We start from the raw sequence: 16,541 nt of genomic DNA, 5'->3' as shown, positions 1-16,541 counted from the left end.
CATGAACATCAATACCTCGCCCGATCAGATCATCCGCAGCTCGGCCCAGGTCACGCCGGGCTACATGTCCGGCTTCGGCAACAGCTTTGAGACGGAGGCGCTGCCGGGCGCGCTGCCGATCGGGCGCAACTCGCCGCAGCGCTGCGCCTACGGGCTCTATGCCGAGCAGCTCTCGGGCTCGCCCTTCACCGCGCCGCGCGGCAGCAATGAGCGCTCCTGGCTCTACCGCATCCGTCCCTCGGTGAAGCATTCGGGGCGCTTCGAGAAGGCCGATGCCGGCCTGTGGCGCTCGGCGCCGTGCCATGAATACGATCTGCCTATCGCTCAGATGCGCTGGGACCCGACGCCGGTGCCGAAGGAGGAGGTCACCTTCGTTCAGGGCGTGCAGACCATGACGACCGCCGGCGACGTCAATACGCAGGCCGGCATGGCCGCGCATGTCTATCTCATCACCAAGTCGATGGTGGACCAGCATTTCTACAATGCCGACGGCGAGCTGATGTTCGTGCTCCAGCAGGGGAACCTGCGCCTCGTCACCGAGTTCGGCCGCATCGACGCCGAGCCCGGCGAGATCGTGGTGATCCCGCGCGGCGTAAAATTCCGCGTCGAGATTCCGAACGGGCCGGCGCGCGGCTATCTCTGCGAGAACTACGGCGGCGCCTTCACGCTGCCGGAGCGCGGGCCGATCGGCGCCAACTGCCTCGCCAATGCGCGCGACTTCCTGACGCCGGTCGCGAACTACGAGGACAAGGACACGCCGACCGAGTTGTTCGTGAAATGGGGCGGGTCGCTGTTCAAGACCACCTTGCCGCATTCGCCGATCGACGTCGTCGCCTGGCACGGCAATTACGCGCCCTATAAATACGATCTGCGCACCTTCTCTCCGGTCGGCGCGATCGGCTTCGACCATCCCGATCCGTCGATCTTCACGGTGCTGACCTCGCCGTCGGAGACCGCGGGCACCGCGAACATCGATTTCGTGATCTTCCCGGAGCGCTGGATGGTCGCCGACAACACCTTCCGGCCGCCCTGGTACCACATGAACATCATGAGCGAGTTCATGGGCCTGATCTACGGCGTCTACGACGCCAAGCCGCAGGGCTTCGTCCCCGGCGGCATGAGCCTGCACAATTGCATGCTGCCGCACGGCCCGGATCGTGATGCCTTCGAGCACGCCAGCAACGGCGAATTGAAGCCGGTGAAGCTGACCGGCACCATGGCCTTCATGTTCGAGACCCGCTACCCGCAGCGCGTCACCGCGCATGCCGCGAACGCGTCCACGCTCCAGGACGATTACGCCGATTGCTGGAAGGGCCTGGAGAAGCGGTTCGATCCGAACAGGCCGTAGTGACTTCGTCATTCCGGGATGCGCCAGAGGCGCAGGCCCGGAATCCATACTCACGATCGTGGTTATGGATTCCGGGCTCGCGCTCCGCGCGCCCCGGAATGACGGCGGAGAAACCGTCTCAGAACATCCGGCAGGAAACCAATGCCCCACCCCAACGATCCCAGCCTCCGCTCCTTCATCGACGTCGATCCGGCCTCCGACTTCCCGATCCAGAACCTGCCCTATGGCGTGTTCTCGACCGCGGCCAACCCGACGCCGCGCGTCGGCGTCGCGATCGGCAATTACGTGCTCGATCTCTGGGAGCTCGAGCAGGACTCGCGTCTCGATGTCGGCGCGCTCGGCGTGTTCTCGGGCGCCTCGCTCAATCCGTTCATGGCGCTGGGGCCGAAGGTCTGGGCAAGGACGCGGGCGCGGATCAGCGAGCTCTTGCGCGCGGACCATCCGGAGCTGCGCGACAATGAGGAGCTGCGCAAGCAGGCCCTGGTGCCGATGCGCGACGCCAAGCTGCACATGCCGTTCGCGGTCTCCGGCTACACCGATTTCTATTCGTCCAGGGAGCACGCCACCAATGTCGGCGTGATGTTCCGCGGCAAGGACAATGCGCTGCAGCCGAACTGGCTGCATATGCCGATCGCCTACAATGGCCGCGCATCCACCGTTGTGGTCTCCGGCACCAACGTGAAGCGCCCGCGCGGGCAATTGAAGCCGCCCAATGTCGACGTGCCGAGCTTTGGTCCCTGCAAGCGGCTCGATTTCGAGCTGGAGATGGGCGTCGTGGTCGGCCAGCCCTCAGCCATGGGCGGCATGCTCACCGAGCAGCAGGCCGAAGAGATGATCTTCGGTTTCGTGCTGCTCAACGACTGGAGCGCACGCGACATCCAGCAGTGGGAGTACGTGCCGCTCGGTCCGTTCCTGGCAAAGGCGTTTGCGACCTCGATCAGCCCGTGGGTGGTGACGCGCGAGGCGCTGGAGCCGTTCCGGCTGAAGGGGCCGGAGCAGGAGCCGGTGCCGCTCGACTATCTCAAGCAGGCCAAGCCGCAGAATTACAGCATCGAGCTCGACGTCTCGCTGCGGCCCGGCGGCGCCAACGCGCCCACCAGCATCAGCCGCACCAATTTCAAGTACATGTACTGGTCCTCGGTGCAGCAGCTCATGCACCACGCCTCCTCTGGCTGCGCCATGAATGTCGGAGATCTCTTAGGGAGCGGCACCATCTCCGGCCCGGAGAAGAACCAGCGCGGCAGCCTGCTCGAGATCAGCTGGAACGGCACCGAGCCGGTCGAACTCCCCGGCGGCATCAAGCGCTCGTTCCTGGAGGACGGCGACAGCCTCATCATGCGCGGCTGGTGCCAGGGCGGCGCCGGCTATCGCGTCGGCTTCGGCGAGGTCGAGGGGACGATTTTGCCGGCGGAGTGAGATGGTCGTCATTCCGGGGCGATGCGAAGCATCGAACCCGGAATCTCGAGGTTCCGGGTTCGCGCTTCGCGCGCCCCGGAACGACGAGTTAGAAATTCAACGCCTCTCCGGCGGCACGTCGCGTATCCGCGCGCAATGTGCCGCGACATCCTCCACGCTGTATTTCAGATGCACCCGCTTGTCCGACGGCGCCTGCCTGGTCGTGCACACGCCCGGCCGCCATTCCTGCGTGGGGCGAATCGGGCGCGGCGCAAAGCCGCCGCCGCAGTTCGGGCAGACGTTGGAGAGCTTGGTCTCGACGCAGTCCGCACAGAATGTGCATTCATAGGAGCAGATCCGCGCATCCGTTGCGTCAGGCGGCAGGTCGCGGTCGCAATATTCGCAGTTCGGTCGAAGCTGGAGGGCCATGGTCGAATCTCCGGATCGGCCGGATCATCGCAGACCGCGCGCGCAGCGCGAATGCCGTAGTTCCCTCGATTTCAGCCAGCCTTCAAATCCCTCAGCGGCAGCCGCGTGCTCTCCTTCAGCCGGTCCAGCACGATCGAGGAACGCACATGCGCCACGCTCTGGTGCGGCATCAACACGTCGTTGACGAGGTTGGAGAGGCCCTTCAGGTCGCGCAGCACGGCTTTGAGCACGTAATCGGCATCGCCCGTCAGCGAGTAGGCCTCCTGGATCTCGTCGATGCGGTTCACCAGCGCGCGGAAGCGCTTGGAATTGTCCGGCGAGTGGGTCGCGAGCCCTACCTGGATGAAGGCGATCACGCCGAAGCCGAGCGCCTCGCTGGAGAGATCGGCGTGATAGCCCGCGATCACCTTCTCCTCCTCCAGCCGCATCCGCCGCCGCGAGCATTGCGAGGCCGAGAGACCTGCGAGCTCCGCAAGCTCCTGGTTCGTGAGGCGGCCGTCGTCCTGGAGCGCGCCGAGAATCCTGAGGTCGAAGGCGTCCACTGAAATCATGCGGGTTTTGTCCATTTGATGCACGGATCGTGCATATGATAGTCAAATGTCGTCCCGTTTGCACGCCCCTTGCGCGTCCCATGAAGGATAGTTCCTGCCAGCAGCCATTTGGGAGAGCAGCATGGGTCCGTTTCCGCACGATGCACCGCCGGCCACGATCAGCGCCGACAATCCGATGGGCACCGACGGCTTCGAGTGCGTCGAATATGCGCATCCCAATCCGGAACAGCTGCACGCGCTGTTCAAGCTGATGGGCTATGTGCCCGTCGCGCGCCACAAGACCAAGGCCATCACGGTCTATCGCCAGGGCGACATCAACTATCTCGTCAACGAGGAGCCCGGCACCCACGGCCACGATTTCGTCGCCGCGCACGGTCCCTGTGCGCCGTCGATGGCGTTTCGCGTCGTCGATGCGAAGGCGGCCTACGACCGCGCGATTGCGCTCGGCGCCGAGCCCGCCAACGTGTCATCCGCGCAGAAGGCGCTCGACGTGCCCGCGATCAAGGGCATCGGCGGCAGCCTGCTCTATTTCGTCGATCGCTACGGCGCTAAGGGCTCGGCCTATGATTCCGAGTACGAGTGGCTGGGCGCGCGCGATCCCAAGCCGGTCGGTGCCGGCCTGTTCTATCTCGACCACCTCACCCACAACGTTCATCGCGGCCGGATGGATGTCTGGACCGGCTTCTACGAAAGGCTGTTCAACTTCCGCCAGATCCGCTTCTTCGACATCGAGGGGCGCGCCTCCGGCCTGTTCTCGCGCGCGCTGACCAGCCCCGACGGCAAGATCCGGATCCCGATCAACGAGGACGCCGGCGATTCCGGCCAGATCGAGGAATATCTGAAGATCTATCGCGGCGAAGGCATCCAGCACATCGCCTGCGGCTGCCGCGACATCCACCACACCATCGAAGGCCTGCGCGAGGCCGGCCTGCCCTTCATGCCCTCGCCGCCCGAGACCTATTTCGAGCGGATCGACGCGCGCCTGCCGAAGCATGGCGAGGACATCGCACGGCTTCAGAAGAACGGCATCCTGATCGACGGCGAAGGCGTGGTCGACGGCGGCCAGACCAAGGTGCTGCTCCAGATCTTCTCGGCCAACGCGATCGGCCCGATCTTCTTCGAGTTCATCCAGCGCAAGGGCGATGACGGCTTTGGCGAGGGCAACTTCAAGGCCCTGTTCGAATCGATCGAGGAGGACCAGATCCGGCGCGGGGTGCTGAAGGTGGATGACGCGGCGTAGCTCGTCGCTATTGCCTGCATTTGCCGCCTCATAACAGGTGTCGTCCCGGACAAGCGCAAGCGCAGATCCGGGACCCATGCCACAGGGAGGAGTTGCGGCGCGAAAGCGGTAACTCCGAGTCCCGTAACCACAACGGCCTGTGGTTATGGATCCCGGATCAGCGCTCCGCTCTAGGCAACGCTACGCGTTGTCGAGAGCTGCGCTTGTCCGGGACGACAGCGGAGCGTGTTGCGACGGCGGAGATTATTTCGCCGCCTGCCACGCCTTCGTCACCGCCGCGATCTCCGCGCCCTCCGGCTCGCGCACCGCTGATGGCGTCCGTGAGAACCTTGGTGCGGGCGCAGGTTGTTTCACGCCGTGGCGCTCGACGAACACCTGTCGGGCGACCATGTGCGGATGTTGCGTGGCCTCCGACATGGTCAGCACCGGCGCGAAGCAGATGTCGGTGCCTTCCATGATCTTGCGCCAGTCCTCGCGCGTCTTGCTCTTGAACACGGCTTTCAGCTTTTCCTTCAGCGCCGGCCAGGCCTTGCGGTCCATCTGCGCGTCGAAATCGGCGTCGGAGAGGCCCGCGTGCTCGCGCAGCAGCGCGTAGAACTGCGGCTCGATCGAGCCGATCGAGACGAAATGGCCGCAGGCGCATTCGTAGACCCCGTAGAAATGCGCGCCGCCGTCGAGGAAGTTCTGGTTGCGCCCTTCGGTCCAGCGGCCGATCGTGGTCATGTCGAAGAAGAACGACATCAGCGATGCGGCGCCGTCGCACATCGCGGCATCGACCACCTGGCCCTTGCCGGACCTCGATGCTTCGAGCAGGGCCGCGAGCACGCCGACGACGAGATAGAGTGCACCGCCGCCGAAATCGCCGACCAGGTTGAGCGGCGGCACCGGCGCCTCCTTCGGGCCGATCGCGGCGAGCGCGCCGGTGATGGAGATGTAGTTGATGTCGTGGCCGGCGGCATTCGCGAGCGGGCCTTCCTGGCCCCAGCCGGTCATGCGGCCGTAGACGAGCTTTGGGTTGCGCGCGAGCACCACGTCGGGGCCCAGTCCGAGCCGCTCCATCACGCCGGGACGAAAACCTTCGACCAGCGCATCGGCGCTCGCAAGCAGGTCGAGCACCTGTGCGATCGCCGCCTTGTCCTTGAGGTCAAGCTCGATCACCTTGCGGCCGCGGCCCGCCACCGACTTCATGCTCTTCTTGGCGCCGACCCGGTCGAGCGTGACGACGTCGGCGCCCATGTCGGCCAGCATCATGCAGGCGAACGGGCCGGGCCCGATGCCGGCGAATTCGACGATGCGGAAGCCCGAGAGCGGGCCGGAGGCGCGGACGGACGAGGTGGGGGCTGATTTGTCGAGCACGTTGTTGTTTCCTCGGGTCGCAGGCAAGTGCCGGTGATCCGGCAAACGCCTCCGACGTTGCTCTTGGGGGCGAGTTAATCGGCTGATTAACTTTTCTCGCCTTCCCGCCAGCGAGGCAAGCGGTTTTCATGCATGGGCGCATAATAAAAGCGGCGCGCATTTCTGCGCGCCGCGGAAAATTTGTGTTCAGTCGCTAGAGCGGGATCGTCAGCCTGCGGCGGCCACCGCACGCTGCGCCATCACCTTGATGAGGTTCGCACGATACTCCGACGTGCCGTGGATGTCGGACAGAAGTCCGCTCGCCGAAATAGTCACGCTGTCGATCGCCGACGGCGACCAGTTGGCCTTGAGCGCGGCTTCGATGGCGGGAATGCGCACCACGCCGCTCTGCGAGGCGCCCGTGGCGGCAACGCGGACATCGCCCGACTTCGTCTGCGCGACGAACACGCCGGTCAGCGCAAAGCGCGAGGCCGGATGCGGGAATTTCGCGTAGCCCGCTTTCCCCGGAACCGGGAACGACACGGCGGTGATGATCTCGCCGTCCTCGAGCGCCGTCGTAAACAGGCCCTTGAAGAAATCCTCCGCCGAGATCGAACGCTTGTTGGTCTTCACGGTGGCACCGAGCGCCAGCGTCGCGGCCGGATAATCCGCGGCAGGGTCGTTGTTGGCGAGCGAGCCGCCGATCGTGCCGCGGTAGCGCACGGCGGGGTCGCCGATCAGCGACGCGAGATAGGCGAGCGCGGGGATCGCCTTCTTCGCGGCATCGCTGGTCGCCACGTCGTAATGCGGCGTGGCGGCCTTGATGGTCAGCGTGTCGCCGGCGCCCTCGATGCCGATCATGTCCTTGATCTTGCCGAGGTCGATCACGTCGGACGGGCTGGCGAGGCGCTGCTTCATCACCGGCAGCAGCGTCTGGCCGCCGGACAGGAATTTCGCCTCGCTGCTCTTGCCGAACAGGCTGGCGGCTTCGTCGACCGAGGAGGCGCGATGATAGGTTGTCTGGTACATCTTGGTTGCTCCTGAAATCTTTTCTCTGTCATTCCGGGATGCGCCGCAGGCGCAGACCCGGAATCTCGAGGTTGAATTCGTGGCTCCAGATTCCGGGTTCGACGCTTCGCGTCGCCCCGGAATGACGATGATGAGGCGGTTAAGCCGCGTGGATCGTGCGCCACACCCGGTCAGGGGTTGCGGGCATTTCCAGATTGTTCTTGCCGATCGCATCCGTGATCGCGTTGATCACGGCCGCTGACGCCCCGATCGCGCCGGCCTCACCGCAACCCTTGATGCCGAGCGGATTGCCCGGGCACAGCGTCGTGGTGTGGGAGAGGTTGAACGAGGGCACATCGTCGGCGCGCGGCATGGCATAGTCCATGAACGAGGCCGTGACCGGCTGGCCGTTGGCGTCGTAGATCGCGTGCTCGAGCAGCGCCTGTCCGATGCCTTGAACCAGGCCACCATGGACCTGGCCCTCGACGATCATCGGGTTGATCAGCCGGCCGAAATCGTCGGCCGCGACGAAGTTGACGAAGGAGGTCTTGCCGGTGCCGGGATCGACCTCGAGCTCGCAGATATAGGTACCGGCCGGGAAGGTGAAGTTGGTCGGATCGTAGAAGGCGCTCTCCTTCAGGCCCGGCTCCATTCCGTCAGGCAGATTGTGCGCGGTGTAGGCTGCGAGCGCGACCATCGGGAAGGCGATCGCCTTGTCGGTGCCCGTCACCTTGAACTCGCCGTTCTCGATGACGATGTCGGCTTCCGACGCTTCCAATGCGTGCGCGGCGATCTTCTTGGCCTTGGACTCCATCTTCTCCATGGCCTTCAGGATCGCGGTGAGGCCGACGGCCGCCGAGCGCGAGCCGTAGGTGCCCATGCCGAACTGCACCTTGTCGGTGTCGCCATGAACGATCGAGACCTGGCTGATGGGAACCCCCAGGCGCTCCGCCACGAGTTGGCAGAACGTCGTCTCGTGACCCTGGCCGTGGCTGTGCGAGCCCGTGAGGATCTCGATGGTGCCGACCGGGTTGACGCGCACCTCGGCGGATTCCCAAAGGCCGACGCCCGCCCCCAGGCTGCCGACGGCCTTCGACGGTGCGATGCCGCAGGCCTCGATGTAGCAGGACACGCCGATGCCGCGCAGCTTGCCGTCCGCCTTGGCCTTGGCCTTGCGCGCGGCGAAGCCGGCATAGTCGATCGCCTTCATCGCGGCGTCGAGCGAAGCGTTAAAGTCGCCGGTGTCATAGGCCATGATCACGGGCGTCTGGTGCGGGAACTGGGTGATGAAGTTGGTCCGGCGCAGCGCGGCCGGATCGACCTTCAACTGCCGCGCCGCCGTCTCCATCAGCCGTTCGATCAAATAGCTCGCCTCGGGCCGGCCCGCGCCACGATAGGCGTCGACCGGCGTGGTGTTGGTGTAGACCCCGATCACCTCGGCATGGATCGCCGGGATGTTGTACTGGCCCGACAGCAGCGTCGCGTAGAGATAGGTCGGTACCGACGAGGAGAACAGCGACATGTAGGCGCCGAAATTGGCGTAGGTCTTCACCTTGAGGCCGGTGATCTTGTTGCTGGCGTCGAACGCCATCTCGGCATGGGTCACATGGTCGCGGCCATGCGCGTCGGTGAGGAAGGCCTCGGTGCGGTCGCCGGTCCATTTCACGGGACGGCCGACCTTCTTCGAGGCCCACAGCGCCACCATCTCCTCCGGATAGATGAAGATCTTGGAGCCGAAGCCGCCGCCGACGTCGGGCGCGATCACCCGCAGCTTGTGTTCGGGCGCGATGTTGTAGAACGCCGACAGCACGAGGCGGGCGACGTGCGGGTTCTGCGACGTCGTGTAGAGCGTGAAATGCTCCTCCGCGGCGTCGTAATCGGCGATCGCCGCGCGCGGCTCCATCGCGTTCGGCGCGAGGCGGTTGTTGGTGACGTCGAGCTTCACGACATTGGCGGCCTTGGCGAAGGCCGCATCCGTGGCGCCCTCGTCGCCGATCACCCAGTCATAAACCTGGTTGCCGGGAGCCTCGGGATGAAGCTGCGGTGCGCCGGCCTTGATCGCGGCGTGGACGTCGGCGACCGCGGGAAGTTCCTCGTAATCGACGACGACCGCTTCCGCCGCGTCGCGCGCCAGATTCTTGCTGTCGGCGATCACGACCGCGACGGCCTGACCGACGAAGCGCACCGTCTCCGGCGCCATCGCCGGCCATGCGCCCATCTTCATCGGGCTGCCGTCCTTGGAGGTGATGGCCCAGCCGCAAATCAGGTTGCCGACCTTGTCGTCGACGATCTGCTGCCCCGTGAGCACCGCGACCACGCCCGGCATCTTCAGCGCGGCGGAAGAGTCGATCTTCTTGACCTTGGCGTGCGCGTGCGGGCTTCTGATGAAATGGGCATGGGTCATGCCCACCAATTTGATGTCGTCGACGTAGCGGCCCTTGCCGGTAATGAAACGCTTGTCTTCCTTGCGCACGACTCGCGCGCCGATGCCTTCAACACCCATGTCTGGTCCTCCCGACCGGAATTATTTTGACTGCGCTTTCCATCGAAAGCAGCAAGTGGTGGTCTTTGTTCGAGGCGGGCGGCCTTACTCGGCCGCCTGCGCAACCTTCATGCGTCCGGCTGCATCCAGCACGGCCTTGACGATGTTGTGGTAGCCGGTGCAGCGGCAGATATTGCCTTCGAGCTCCTGGCGGACGGTGGCCTCGTCGAGCTCGCCACCATGGCGGTGCACGATGTCGATCGCCGACATGATCATGCCCGGCGTGCAATAGCCGCACTGCAGGCCGTGATTGTCGCGGAAGGCGGCCTGCATCGGATGCAGCTCGTCGCCCTTGGCGATGCCTTCGATGGTGGTGACGCTGGCGCCGTCGGCCTGTCCCGCCAGCATGGTGCAGGATTTCACGGCGCGGCCGTCCATGTGCACGACGCAGGCACCGCACTGGCTGGTGTCGCAGCCGACATGGGTGCCAGTGAGGTTGAGGTGATCGCGCAGGAGATGGACCAGCAGCGTGCGATCCTCGACGTCGACAGCAACGGCCTTGCCGTTCACTGTCAGTTTGACTGTAGACACGGTGAAGTCCTCCCGAATGTTTGTAGTTATTCCAATTAGAGACAGCGCGAACGGAACTTTGCAACTGGGATTTTGGGGACTGCGCGTCATGGAAAGGTCATCGTGGCGGTTGTCGCAGGTGCGCGATTCGGCCACGATGTTCCGTGCCGCCGCCAGTGCGTGGCGCGACCTTGCAGGGAGCTTTCGAAAACGATCTCCGCTTCGTCGATGGCGGCTGGGTTCAGCCGCCGGCGCGAGGCGCTGGCCCTGGATGTCGGCGCCCTTGGCGCGTCGTTTCTCCCTTTTATGTCGTGTTCGTTGTTGCGAATAGGAGCACGCGCCCACGCCGTTGTAATCGCGATCTTGGTAGTAGACGGCGGCAGGTTAAGTCATTGATTCCATTGATGTTGACCTTGGCGTTCCTCGCCGGACAGTCCATTCCGTCACTCCGGGGCCCGAGCGGAGCGAGGGAGCCCGGAATCCATCGGGCCGCAGAGTGGCATTGAGTGAATGAGACGCCAGAAAAAGCACCCCTAGTACTTCCTGGCGATTGATCGCAGCCGGGCGCCGCCCTAGTCGTGCCATACAAGCAACGGTCAAAAGGGGTGGAAGCGATGCAGATGAACGACAGTCAGCGTATCCCAGCGTCGAAAGCCAATGTGTGGGCCGCGCTCAACGATCCCGATATTCTCAGGCGCTGCATTCCCGGCTGCCAATCGCTGGAGATGGCATCGCCGACGGAGATGATTGCGACCGTGGTGCTGAAGGTCGGCCCGGTGAAGGCGACGTTCAGCGGCAAGGTGACGCTGACCGATATCGATGCGCCCAACGGCTACCGCATCGTCGGCGAAGGCGCCGGCGGCGTCGCCGGCTTTGCCAAGGGCGGCGCGAAGGTCAGGCTGGAAGAAGAATCGCCTGGCGTCACCGTCCTGCACTACGAGGCCGACGCGCAGATCGGCGGCAAGCTCGCACAGCTCGGCTCGCGGCTGATCGATTCGACGTCGCGAAAGCTTGCCGCGAATTTCTTCGAAAGCTTCGCGGCTGTGGTAGCGCCATCATCGTGATCAGCGCGTCGTCCTCGGCGCCCCGACGCGAACTTGTAGGGTGGGCAAAGGCGCTCTTGCGCCGTGCCCACCACTTAACCAATCCACGATTGCGAGAGAAGAGGTGGGCACGCTTCGCTTTGCCCAACTTACTGCGCTGATTGGGCGGACGAAGCGGATTACGGCGCGATGCTGCCCAAATCCGATGGCGCTTTTCGAGCTGTAAAATAAGGGCAAGACGCAAGCCCGGACAACGAGATGAGCGGCAAAAGCCGCCAATGATTTGCACTACTACCTTCCGCCTATACTAAGCGCGACAAGGCGATGCTGTAATTTCGAACGATGGCTCGCAGACGAACTGCGCATCACGGGCGCGGCGCGCTCAGGCGCCTAACATGGCGTGCACAACAACATCGTGGAGGGAATACATGACCTTTGGAACGAAGGGCTTCTTGGCTGGCATCTCGATGGTTGCGATGCTGGCCACCGCTACGTCGGGCGTTCGCGCCAACGACTCCCTGCTCAAGGCGCAATCCGATTCGAACCAGTGGGCCGTTGCCGGCCACGACTACGGCAACACGCGCTTCAGCCCGCTGAAGCAGATCAATACCGAGAACGCCGGCAAGCTGACGCTCGCCTATTCGTTCTCGCTCGCCTCGCTCCGTTCGAACGAATCCTCGCCGATCGTCGTCGGCAACACGCTCTACGTTTCGAGCTCCTGGGGCCCGAAATACGTCTACGCGCTCGATGCCGCCACCGGCGTGCGCAAATGGACCTACGAACCCGATATTCCCGAGGACGTGCTGCAATACGCCTGCTGCGACGTGAACAATCGCGGCGTCTCCTATGCCGACGGCAAGATCTTCGTCGGCCGCCTCGACGGCAAGCTGACGGCGCTCGATGCCGCGACCGGCAAGGCGCTCTGGACGGCGAAGGTGGTCGATTACAAGCAGGGTTCGGTCATCACCTCGCCGCCGCTCGTCGTGCGCGACAAGGTCATCACCGGTTTCGGCGGCGGCGAGTACGGCGTGCGCGGCTCGCTCCAGGCCTTCGACATCAACACCGGCAAGCAGCTCTGGCAGACCTACACCGTTCCGTCGCCGGATGAGCCCGGCGGCGATACCTGGAAGGGCGACTCCGCCCAGCATGGCGGCGGTGCGGCCTGGCTGGTCGGCTCCTACGATCCGAAGACCGACACAGTCTATTGGGGTACCAGCAATCCCGGCCCCTGGAACACGGCGGTACGCTCGACCGGCGACGGCAATTTCGGCAAGCTGACCAACCTCTACACCGCCTCGACGGTGGCGTTCGATCCCAACACCGGCAAGATCAAGTGGCACATCCAGACCACGCCGGCCGATGCCTGGGACTATGACGGCGTCAACGAAGCCGTGCTCGCGGATCTGAAGATCGGCGGCAGCACCGTGCCGGCGCTGATGAAGGCGGATCGCAACGGCTACTTCTTCGTCGCCAATCGCGAGACCGGCAAGGTGCTTTCGGCGGAGAAATACGTGTTCTCCAACTGGGCCAAGAAGTGGGACGTCGCCACGATGCGCGCGGTCGAGGATCCCGACAAGCGTCCCGGGCCGAACCATCCCGCCAAGGACATCTGCCCGAACCTGATCGGCGGCAAGAACTGGCAGCCGATGTCGTTCAACCCGCAGACCGGCCTCGTCTACATCCCGTCCAACAATGTCTGCATGGACTGGTCGGTCTCCGACGTCGCCTACAAGCGCGGTGTGTTCTATCTCGGCGCCGAATTCCCGACCAAGGAAGGTCCCGGCGGTTTCCTCGGCGAACTCGTGGCCTGGGATCCGGTCGCGCAGAAGAAGGTCTGGTCGATCAAGGAAGACCTGCCGTTCAACGGCGGCACGCTGACCACCGGCGGTGGCCTCGTGTTTGCCGGCAACATCCATGGCGATTTCCGCGCCATCGATGCGAAGTCCGGCAAGGTGTTGTGGAGCAGGAATCTCGGCTCCGGCATCGGCGCAGGTCCGGTAACCTACCAGGTCGACGGCAAGCAATATGTCGCCATCGTCGTCGGCCGCACGGCTGCGCTGCCTGCGTTCCTGGGCGAGGTAGGAAAGAAGATGACGGCCGCAGCTCCCGAGGGCGGTTCGCTCTTCGTGTTCTCCGTCCAGTGACCACTCGCGCGCGTATCCCCGCGGGATACGCGCGCGCTTTTTCCAGACTTTGGTTGCGGCATCGGCCGATGCCTGGTGCCGCTGCGCTTGGCTCAACGAGCTCCGGCTCAACAAAGCTATGGGAGACGAGGATGCGTCCGAATCATTCTGGCATCGGTGCGAGCCGAAATCGCGCCATCGCAGGCCTGCTCACATGTGCCGCGCTGATCGTTCCGGTCTCGCTGCGCGCAGACGAGGCGCAGCCGCTCCGCCTCTGCGCCGATCCGACCAATCTTCCATTCTCGAGCGATAGTCCGTCGCAACCGGGCTTCTATGTCGAGATCGGGCAGGCCCTGGCGCAGGCGCTCGGCCGGCCGATCGCCTATGACTGGTACAAATCCTATTTCGGCAAGCGCACCGTGCGCGTCACCCTGCTCGGCAAGCAATGCGACGCCATGATCGGGCTGCCGCGGTCCGAGGATTTCATGGGACCGGCCGTGATCTTCTCCAACGCGTTCGCGAAGCAGGGCTATGCCCTCGTGGCCGCCAAGGGGCAGGCGCTCGATGGCATCGACGGCCTCAAGGGCAAGCGCGTTGCCGTGCAGTTCGCCAGCACGCCGCAGAACCTGCTCGCGAGCCGCGACGATATCCAGAAGGTGACGGTGCTGTCGCCCGAGCAAGGCATGCAGGCGCTCGATCAGGGCAAGGCCGACGTCGCCTTCATCTGGGGCCCGGTCGCCGGCTGGCTGAACAAGACCAGTTACGGCGATCGCTATCAGATCCAGCTCACCGAGGGCGAAGGCCTGTCATGGGATGCGGCGATCGGCTTTGCGAAGACGTCCACCGAGCTGCGTGATCGCGTCGATGCCGTCCTGCCGCAGCTTCAGGGCACGATCGGCGCGCTCGCGGTGAAATATGGCCTGCCGACCGGCCAGCCGGCGCGCTTCGGTGCGACCCGGGCGATGCCGGCGGGAACGACGACCGGGACCGGACCCGGCGTGACGCAGACCGCCAATGTGGTGGCGACCGAGACCAAGGGGGACGCGGCCGCGCCGGCCGCCGAGGCCGTCGGCTCGGGCAAGGAGATCTTCAACGGAACCTGTGCGCACTGCCACGGCCCCGACGCGATCCAGAGCGAGCGGAAGATCGACCTGCGGCTGCTGCGTCACCGCTACGGCGACGAGATGCGCGAGAAGTTCTGGACGACCGTGCATGAGGGACGGCCGACCAAGGGCATGCCGGCCTGGAAAGAGGTCTTCACCGACGAGCAGTTCGACCACATCTTTTCCTTCCTGCTGACGGTCCAGTCCGAATCGAACGACTGAACGATCTTGACCGAACGCGATCGGGAGGATGTGGTAGCGTCCGTCCGGCATCATCCCGGCGCCGGACGGCTATCGCATGGATGTGCCGCTTCCGCTGCTGCGGTCGATGCGGGTGCGGTGCAGTGTTGGGAAGGCCCCATGACCAGCTTCCTGATCATCGACGATCATCCGCTGTTTCGCGAGGCGCTCGGCAATGCGGTGCGGCTGGCCTTGCCGGAGGCGCGGATCTTCGAAGCGATGTCGATCGGGGATGCCCTGCATATCCTGTCGGCCGGGGAGGGCATCGACCTCGCGCTGCTCGACCTCTCGCTGCCGGATGCGACCGGCTTCTCCGGCTTCCTGCGCTTGCGCGAGGCCTATCCGCGCCTGCCCGTCGCTATCGTGTCGAGCGAGGAGGATCAGCACGTCGTCCGCGAGGCGTTGGCGCTGGGCGCCGCCGGCTATCTGCCCAAGTCGACGTCGAAGCGTGAGCTGGCGCAATCGATCGAGGGTGTGCTGAGCGGATCGGTGTCGGTGCCGAAGGATTTCGTGGCGACGCCGCGGCGGCGGGCCGATGCCAGCAAGGCGCTCGAGGTCAAGCTGCGCGAGCTCACGCCGCAGCAGCTTCGCGTGCTCGACCTCCTGCGTCGCGGCTATCCGAACCGGCAGATCGCCCAGGAGCTTCAGCTCGCCGAATCCACGGTGAAGGCGCATATCACCGAGATCCTGCGCAAGCTCGGCCTGTTCAGCCGCAACAAGGCGATCATCGAGATCGGCAAGATGGAGCTGCCCGATCCGCGCAGCCGGCCTCATGCACGGGTCGATCGCGGCAGGCCGCAATGACGCGCGCTGTCGTCCTTGACCTGGATCAAGCCGGCGCGGCCCTGCTGAGCCATTCTCAGCATGTGCAATTCAACGTCGGCCCCGGCGGCATCTTGGGCAAGGTCTTCAGAATGGCTCATACGTGATGCGATTTCTGATCGTCGAGGACCATCCGCTGTTTCGCGAGGCGCTCGAGGGCGCGCTCCGGATGGTGGCGCCCGCGGCCGATATTCTTCAGGCGACCTCGATCGACGGCGCGCTGGAGCAGGTCGCGGCGACCACCGAGCTCGACCTGATCCTGCTCGATCTGTCGATGCCGGGCACCACGGGTCTTTCGGGCATCATCCGCATCCGCAAGGCGTTCCCCAAAATTCCCGTCGTCATCGTATCCGGATATCAGGATCGGCAGATCATCTCCGGCGCATTGTCGCTCGGCGTGTCCGGCTACATCCTCAAATCGTCGTCCAAGCAGGATCTGGCGCAATCGATCGGCGAGGTGCTGCGCGGCGCGGTCTGTGTTCCCGCCGCGTATCGCGGGCAGGTCCGCCCGCAGCGCGCGGCCGGCCCCGCGCAGGATCTCCTGAAGCGCCTGCACGAGCTGACGCCGCAGCAATTGCGCGTGCTCGAAATGCTCAAGCGCGGGCTGCAAAACAAGCAGATCGCCTTTGAGCTGAAGATCTCGGAGACCACGGTGAAGGTCCACGTCTCCGACATCCTGCGCAAGCTCAACGTGATCAGCCGCACCAAGGCCATCGTCGAAATGTCCAGGATCGATTTCGCGACGCTGGCAGGCGGGGGCACCGCGGCCGAGCGCGAGCGACCACGGCCGGACCAGCAGTGAGGCGATCCGCGCCTGGTTTGCCCTCCAGATTGAGAGCGCTCTGTTTCTGA

Annotated in this window: 15 protein-coding genes; 9 read left to right on the top strand and 6 right to left on the bottom strand. The window is 64.7% G+C overall.

The genetic code is table 11. The features are described 5' to 3' along the window. Position 1 precedes the first annotated feature (1 nt). Positions 2–1,348, top strand: a complete 1,347-nt coding sequence (hmgA, locus tag WN73_RS32995; protein ID WP_028175658.1) for a homogentisate 1,2-dioxygenase — start codon at positions 2–4, stop codon at positions 1,346–1,348. 141 nt (positions 1,349–1,489) lie between these two features. Continuing rightward, on the top strand, positions 1,490–2,764 hold the full coding sequence (fahA, locus tag WN73_RS32990) for a fumarylacetoacetase (RefSeq protein ID WP_271556300.1): 1,275 nt from the start codon (positions 1,490–1,492) through the stop codon (positions 2,762–2,764). Between the two features lie 96 nt (positions 2,765–2,860). Here fahA and WN73_RS32985 read toward each other — a convergent pair whose 3' ends face one another. After that, positions 2,861–3,172 carry a DUF1272 domain-containing protein gene (locus WN73_RS32985; protein ID WP_011083173.1) on the bottom strand — a complete coding sequence of 104 codons (312 nt, stop codon included), beginning with the start codon at positions 3,170–3,172 and terminating at the stop codon, positions 2,861–2,863. Positions 3,173–3,243: 71 nt separating this feature from the next. Then, positions 3,244–3,723 (bottom strand): Lrp/AsnC family transcriptional regulator, encoded by a 480-nt coding sequence (locus WN73_RS32980; RefSeq protein WP_028175656.1) that lies wholly within the window; start codon positions 3,721–3,723, stop codon positions 3,244–3,246. A 121-nt stretch (positions 3,724–3,844) separates the two neighbouring features. Between WN73_RS32980 and hppD the strand changes: the two genes are divergently transcribed. After that, the gene (hppD, locus tag WN73_RS32975; RefSeq protein ID WP_028175655.1) at positions 3,845–4,963 is read left to right on the top strand and encodes a 4-hydroxyphenylpyruvate dioxygenase; all 1,119 of its coding nucleotides are present in this window, start codon (positions 3,845–3,847) and stop codon (positions 4,961–4,963) included. Positions 4,964–5,206: 243 nt separating this feature from the next. Here the strand turns inward: hppD and WN73_RS32970 are convergent, their stop codons facing one another. The 4 genes from WN73_RS32970 to WN73_RS32955 all read right to left on the bottom strand — a co-directional run bounded on the left by WN73_RS32970 (position 5,207) and on the right by WN73_RS32955 (position 10,379). Further along, positions 5,207–6,319: a CaiB/BaiF CoA transferase family protein gene (locus tag WN73_RS32970; RefSeq protein ID WP_028175654.1), complete on the bottom strand. Its 1,113-nt coding sequence runs from the start codon at positions 6,317–6,319 to the stop codon at positions 5,207–5,209. A gap of 207 nt (positions 6,320–6,526) precedes the next feature. Next, positions 6,527–7,327, bottom strand: a complete 801-nt coding sequence (locus tag WN73_RS32965; protein WP_028175653.1) for an FAD binding domain-containing protein — start codon at positions 7,325–7,327, stop codon at positions 6,527–6,529. 139 nt (positions 7,328–7,466) lie between these two features. Continuing rightward, positions 7,467–9,809 (bottom strand): xanthine dehydrogenase family protein molybdopterin-binding subunit, encoded by a 2,343-nt coding sequence (locus tag WN73_RS32960; protein WP_011083168.1) that lies wholly within the window; start codon positions 9,807–9,809, stop codon positions 7,467–7,469. An 84-nt stretch (positions 9,810–9,893) separates the two neighbouring features. Then, positions 9,894–10,379, bottom strand: a complete 486-nt coding sequence (locus WN73_RS32955) for a (2Fe-2S)-binding protein (protein WP_028175651.1) — start codon at positions 10,377–10,379, stop codon at positions 9,894–9,896. Positions 10,380–10,972: 593 nt separating this feature from the next. Here WN73_RS32955 and WN73_RS32950 point away from each other — a divergent pair. The 6 genes from WN73_RS32950 (at position 10,973) to WN73_RS32925 (ending at position 16,491) form a co-directional block, all read left to right on the top strand. Continuing rightward, positions 10,973–11,422 (top strand): SRPBCC family protein, encoded by a 450-nt coding sequence (locus WN73_RS32950; RefSeq protein WP_028175650.1) that lies wholly within the window; start codon positions 10,973–10,975, stop codon positions 11,420–11,422. A gap of 407 nt (positions 11,423–11,829) precedes the next feature. Continuing rightward, positions 11,830–13,545, top strand: a complete 1,716-nt coding sequence (locus WN73_RS32945; RefSeq protein ID WP_039186352.1) for a PQQ-dependent methanol/ethanol family dehydrogenase — start codon at positions 11,830–11,832, stop codon at positions 13,543–13,545. Between the two features lie 131 nt (positions 13,546–13,676). Continuing rightward, positions 13,677–14,849 (top strand): c-type cytochrome, encoded by a 1,173-nt coding sequence (locus tag WN73_RS32940; RefSeq protein WP_028175648.1) that lies wholly within the window; start codon positions 13,677–13,679, stop codon positions 14,847–14,849. 138 nt (positions 14,850–14,987) lie between these two features. Further along, positions 14,988–15,671 carry a response regulator transcription factor gene (locus WN73_RS32935; RefSeq protein WP_011083163.1) on the top strand — a complete coding sequence of 228 codons (684 nt, stop codon included), beginning with the start codon at positions 14,988–14,990 and terminating at the stop codon, positions 15,669–15,671. Beyond that, entirely contained in the window at positions 15,668–15,796 is a 129-nt protein-coding gene (locus tag WN73_RS32930) for a hypothetical protein (protein WP_271556299.1), read from the top strand. The genes WN73_RS32935 and WN73_RS32930 overlap by 4 nt, the downstream gene beginning before the upstream one ends. Beyond that, a complete protein-coding gene (locus WN73_RS32925) occupies positions 15,796–16,491 on the top strand; it encodes a response regulator (RefSeq protein ID WP_049832585.1) in 696 nt (231 codons plus the stop codon). Before WN73_RS32930 ends, WN73_RS32925 begins: the two co-directional genes overlap by 1 nt. Positions 16,492–16,541: the final 50 nt, after the last annotated feature.

The organism is Bradyrhizobium sp. CCBAU 45394, from assembly GCF_028128655.1.
Classification (GTDB): Bacteria; Pseudomonadota; Alphaproteobacteria; order Rhizobiales; family Xanthobacteraceae; genus Bradyrhizobium; species Bradyrhizobium diazoefficiens.
The sequence above is the reverse complement of the archived record's forward strand: the minus strand, read 5'-3'. Positions and strand labels throughout refer to the sequence as shown.

Bases quoted from the DNA above. Each gene is read 5' to 3' on its own strand.
- WN73_RS32985 (WP_011083173.1), bottom strand. From the start codon at position 3,172: ATGGCCCTCCAGCTTCGACCGAACTGCGAATATTGCGACCGCGACCTG.
- WN73_RS32925 (WP_049832585.1), top strand. From the start codon at position 15,796: ATGCGATTTCTGATCGTCGAGGACCATCCGCTGTTTCGCGAGGCGCTC.
- WN73_RS32945 (WP_039186352.1), top strand. From the start codon at position 11,830: ATGACCTTTGGAACGAAGGGCTTCTTGGCTGGCATCTCGATGGTTGCG.
- WN73_RS32930 (WP_271556299.1), top strand. From the start codon at position 15,668: ATGACGCGCGCTGTCGTCCTTGACCTGGATCAAGCCGGCGCGGCCCTG.
- WN73_RS32950 (WP_028175650.1), top strand. From the start codon at position 10,973: ATGCAGATGAACGACAGTCAGCGTATCCCAGCGTCGAAAGCCAATGTG.
- WN73_RS32980 (WP_028175656.1), bottom strand. From the start codon at position 3,723: ATGATTTCAGTGGACGCCTTCGACCTCAGGATTCTCGGCGCGCTCCAG.
- WN73_RS32960 (WP_011083168.1), bottom strand. From the start codon at position 9,809: ATGGGTGTTGAAGGCATCGGCGCGCGAGTCGTGCGCAAGGAAGACAAG.
- hmgA (WP_028175658.1), top strand. From the start codon at position 2: ATGAACATCAATACCTCGCCCGATCAGATCATCCGCAGCTCGGCCCAG.
- WN73_RS32965 (WP_028175653.1), bottom strand. From the start codon at position 7,327: ATGTACCAGACAACCTATCATCGCGCCTCCTCGGTCGACGAAGCCGCC.
- fahA (WP_271556300.1), top strand. From the start codon at position 1,490: ATGCCCCACCCCAACGATCCCAGCCTCCGCTCCTTCATCGACGTCGAT.
- WN73_RS32935 (WP_011083163.1), top strand. From the start codon at position 14,988: ATGACCAGCTTCCTGATCATCGACGATCATCCGCTGTTTCGCGAGGCG.
- WN73_RS32940 (WP_028175648.1), top strand. From the start codon at position 13,677: ATGCGTCCGAATCATTCTGGCATCGGTGCGAGCCGAAATCGCGCCATC.
- hppD (WP_028175655.1), top strand. From the start codon at position 3,845: ATGGGTCCGTTTCCGCACGATGCACCGCCGGCCACGATCAGCGCCGAC.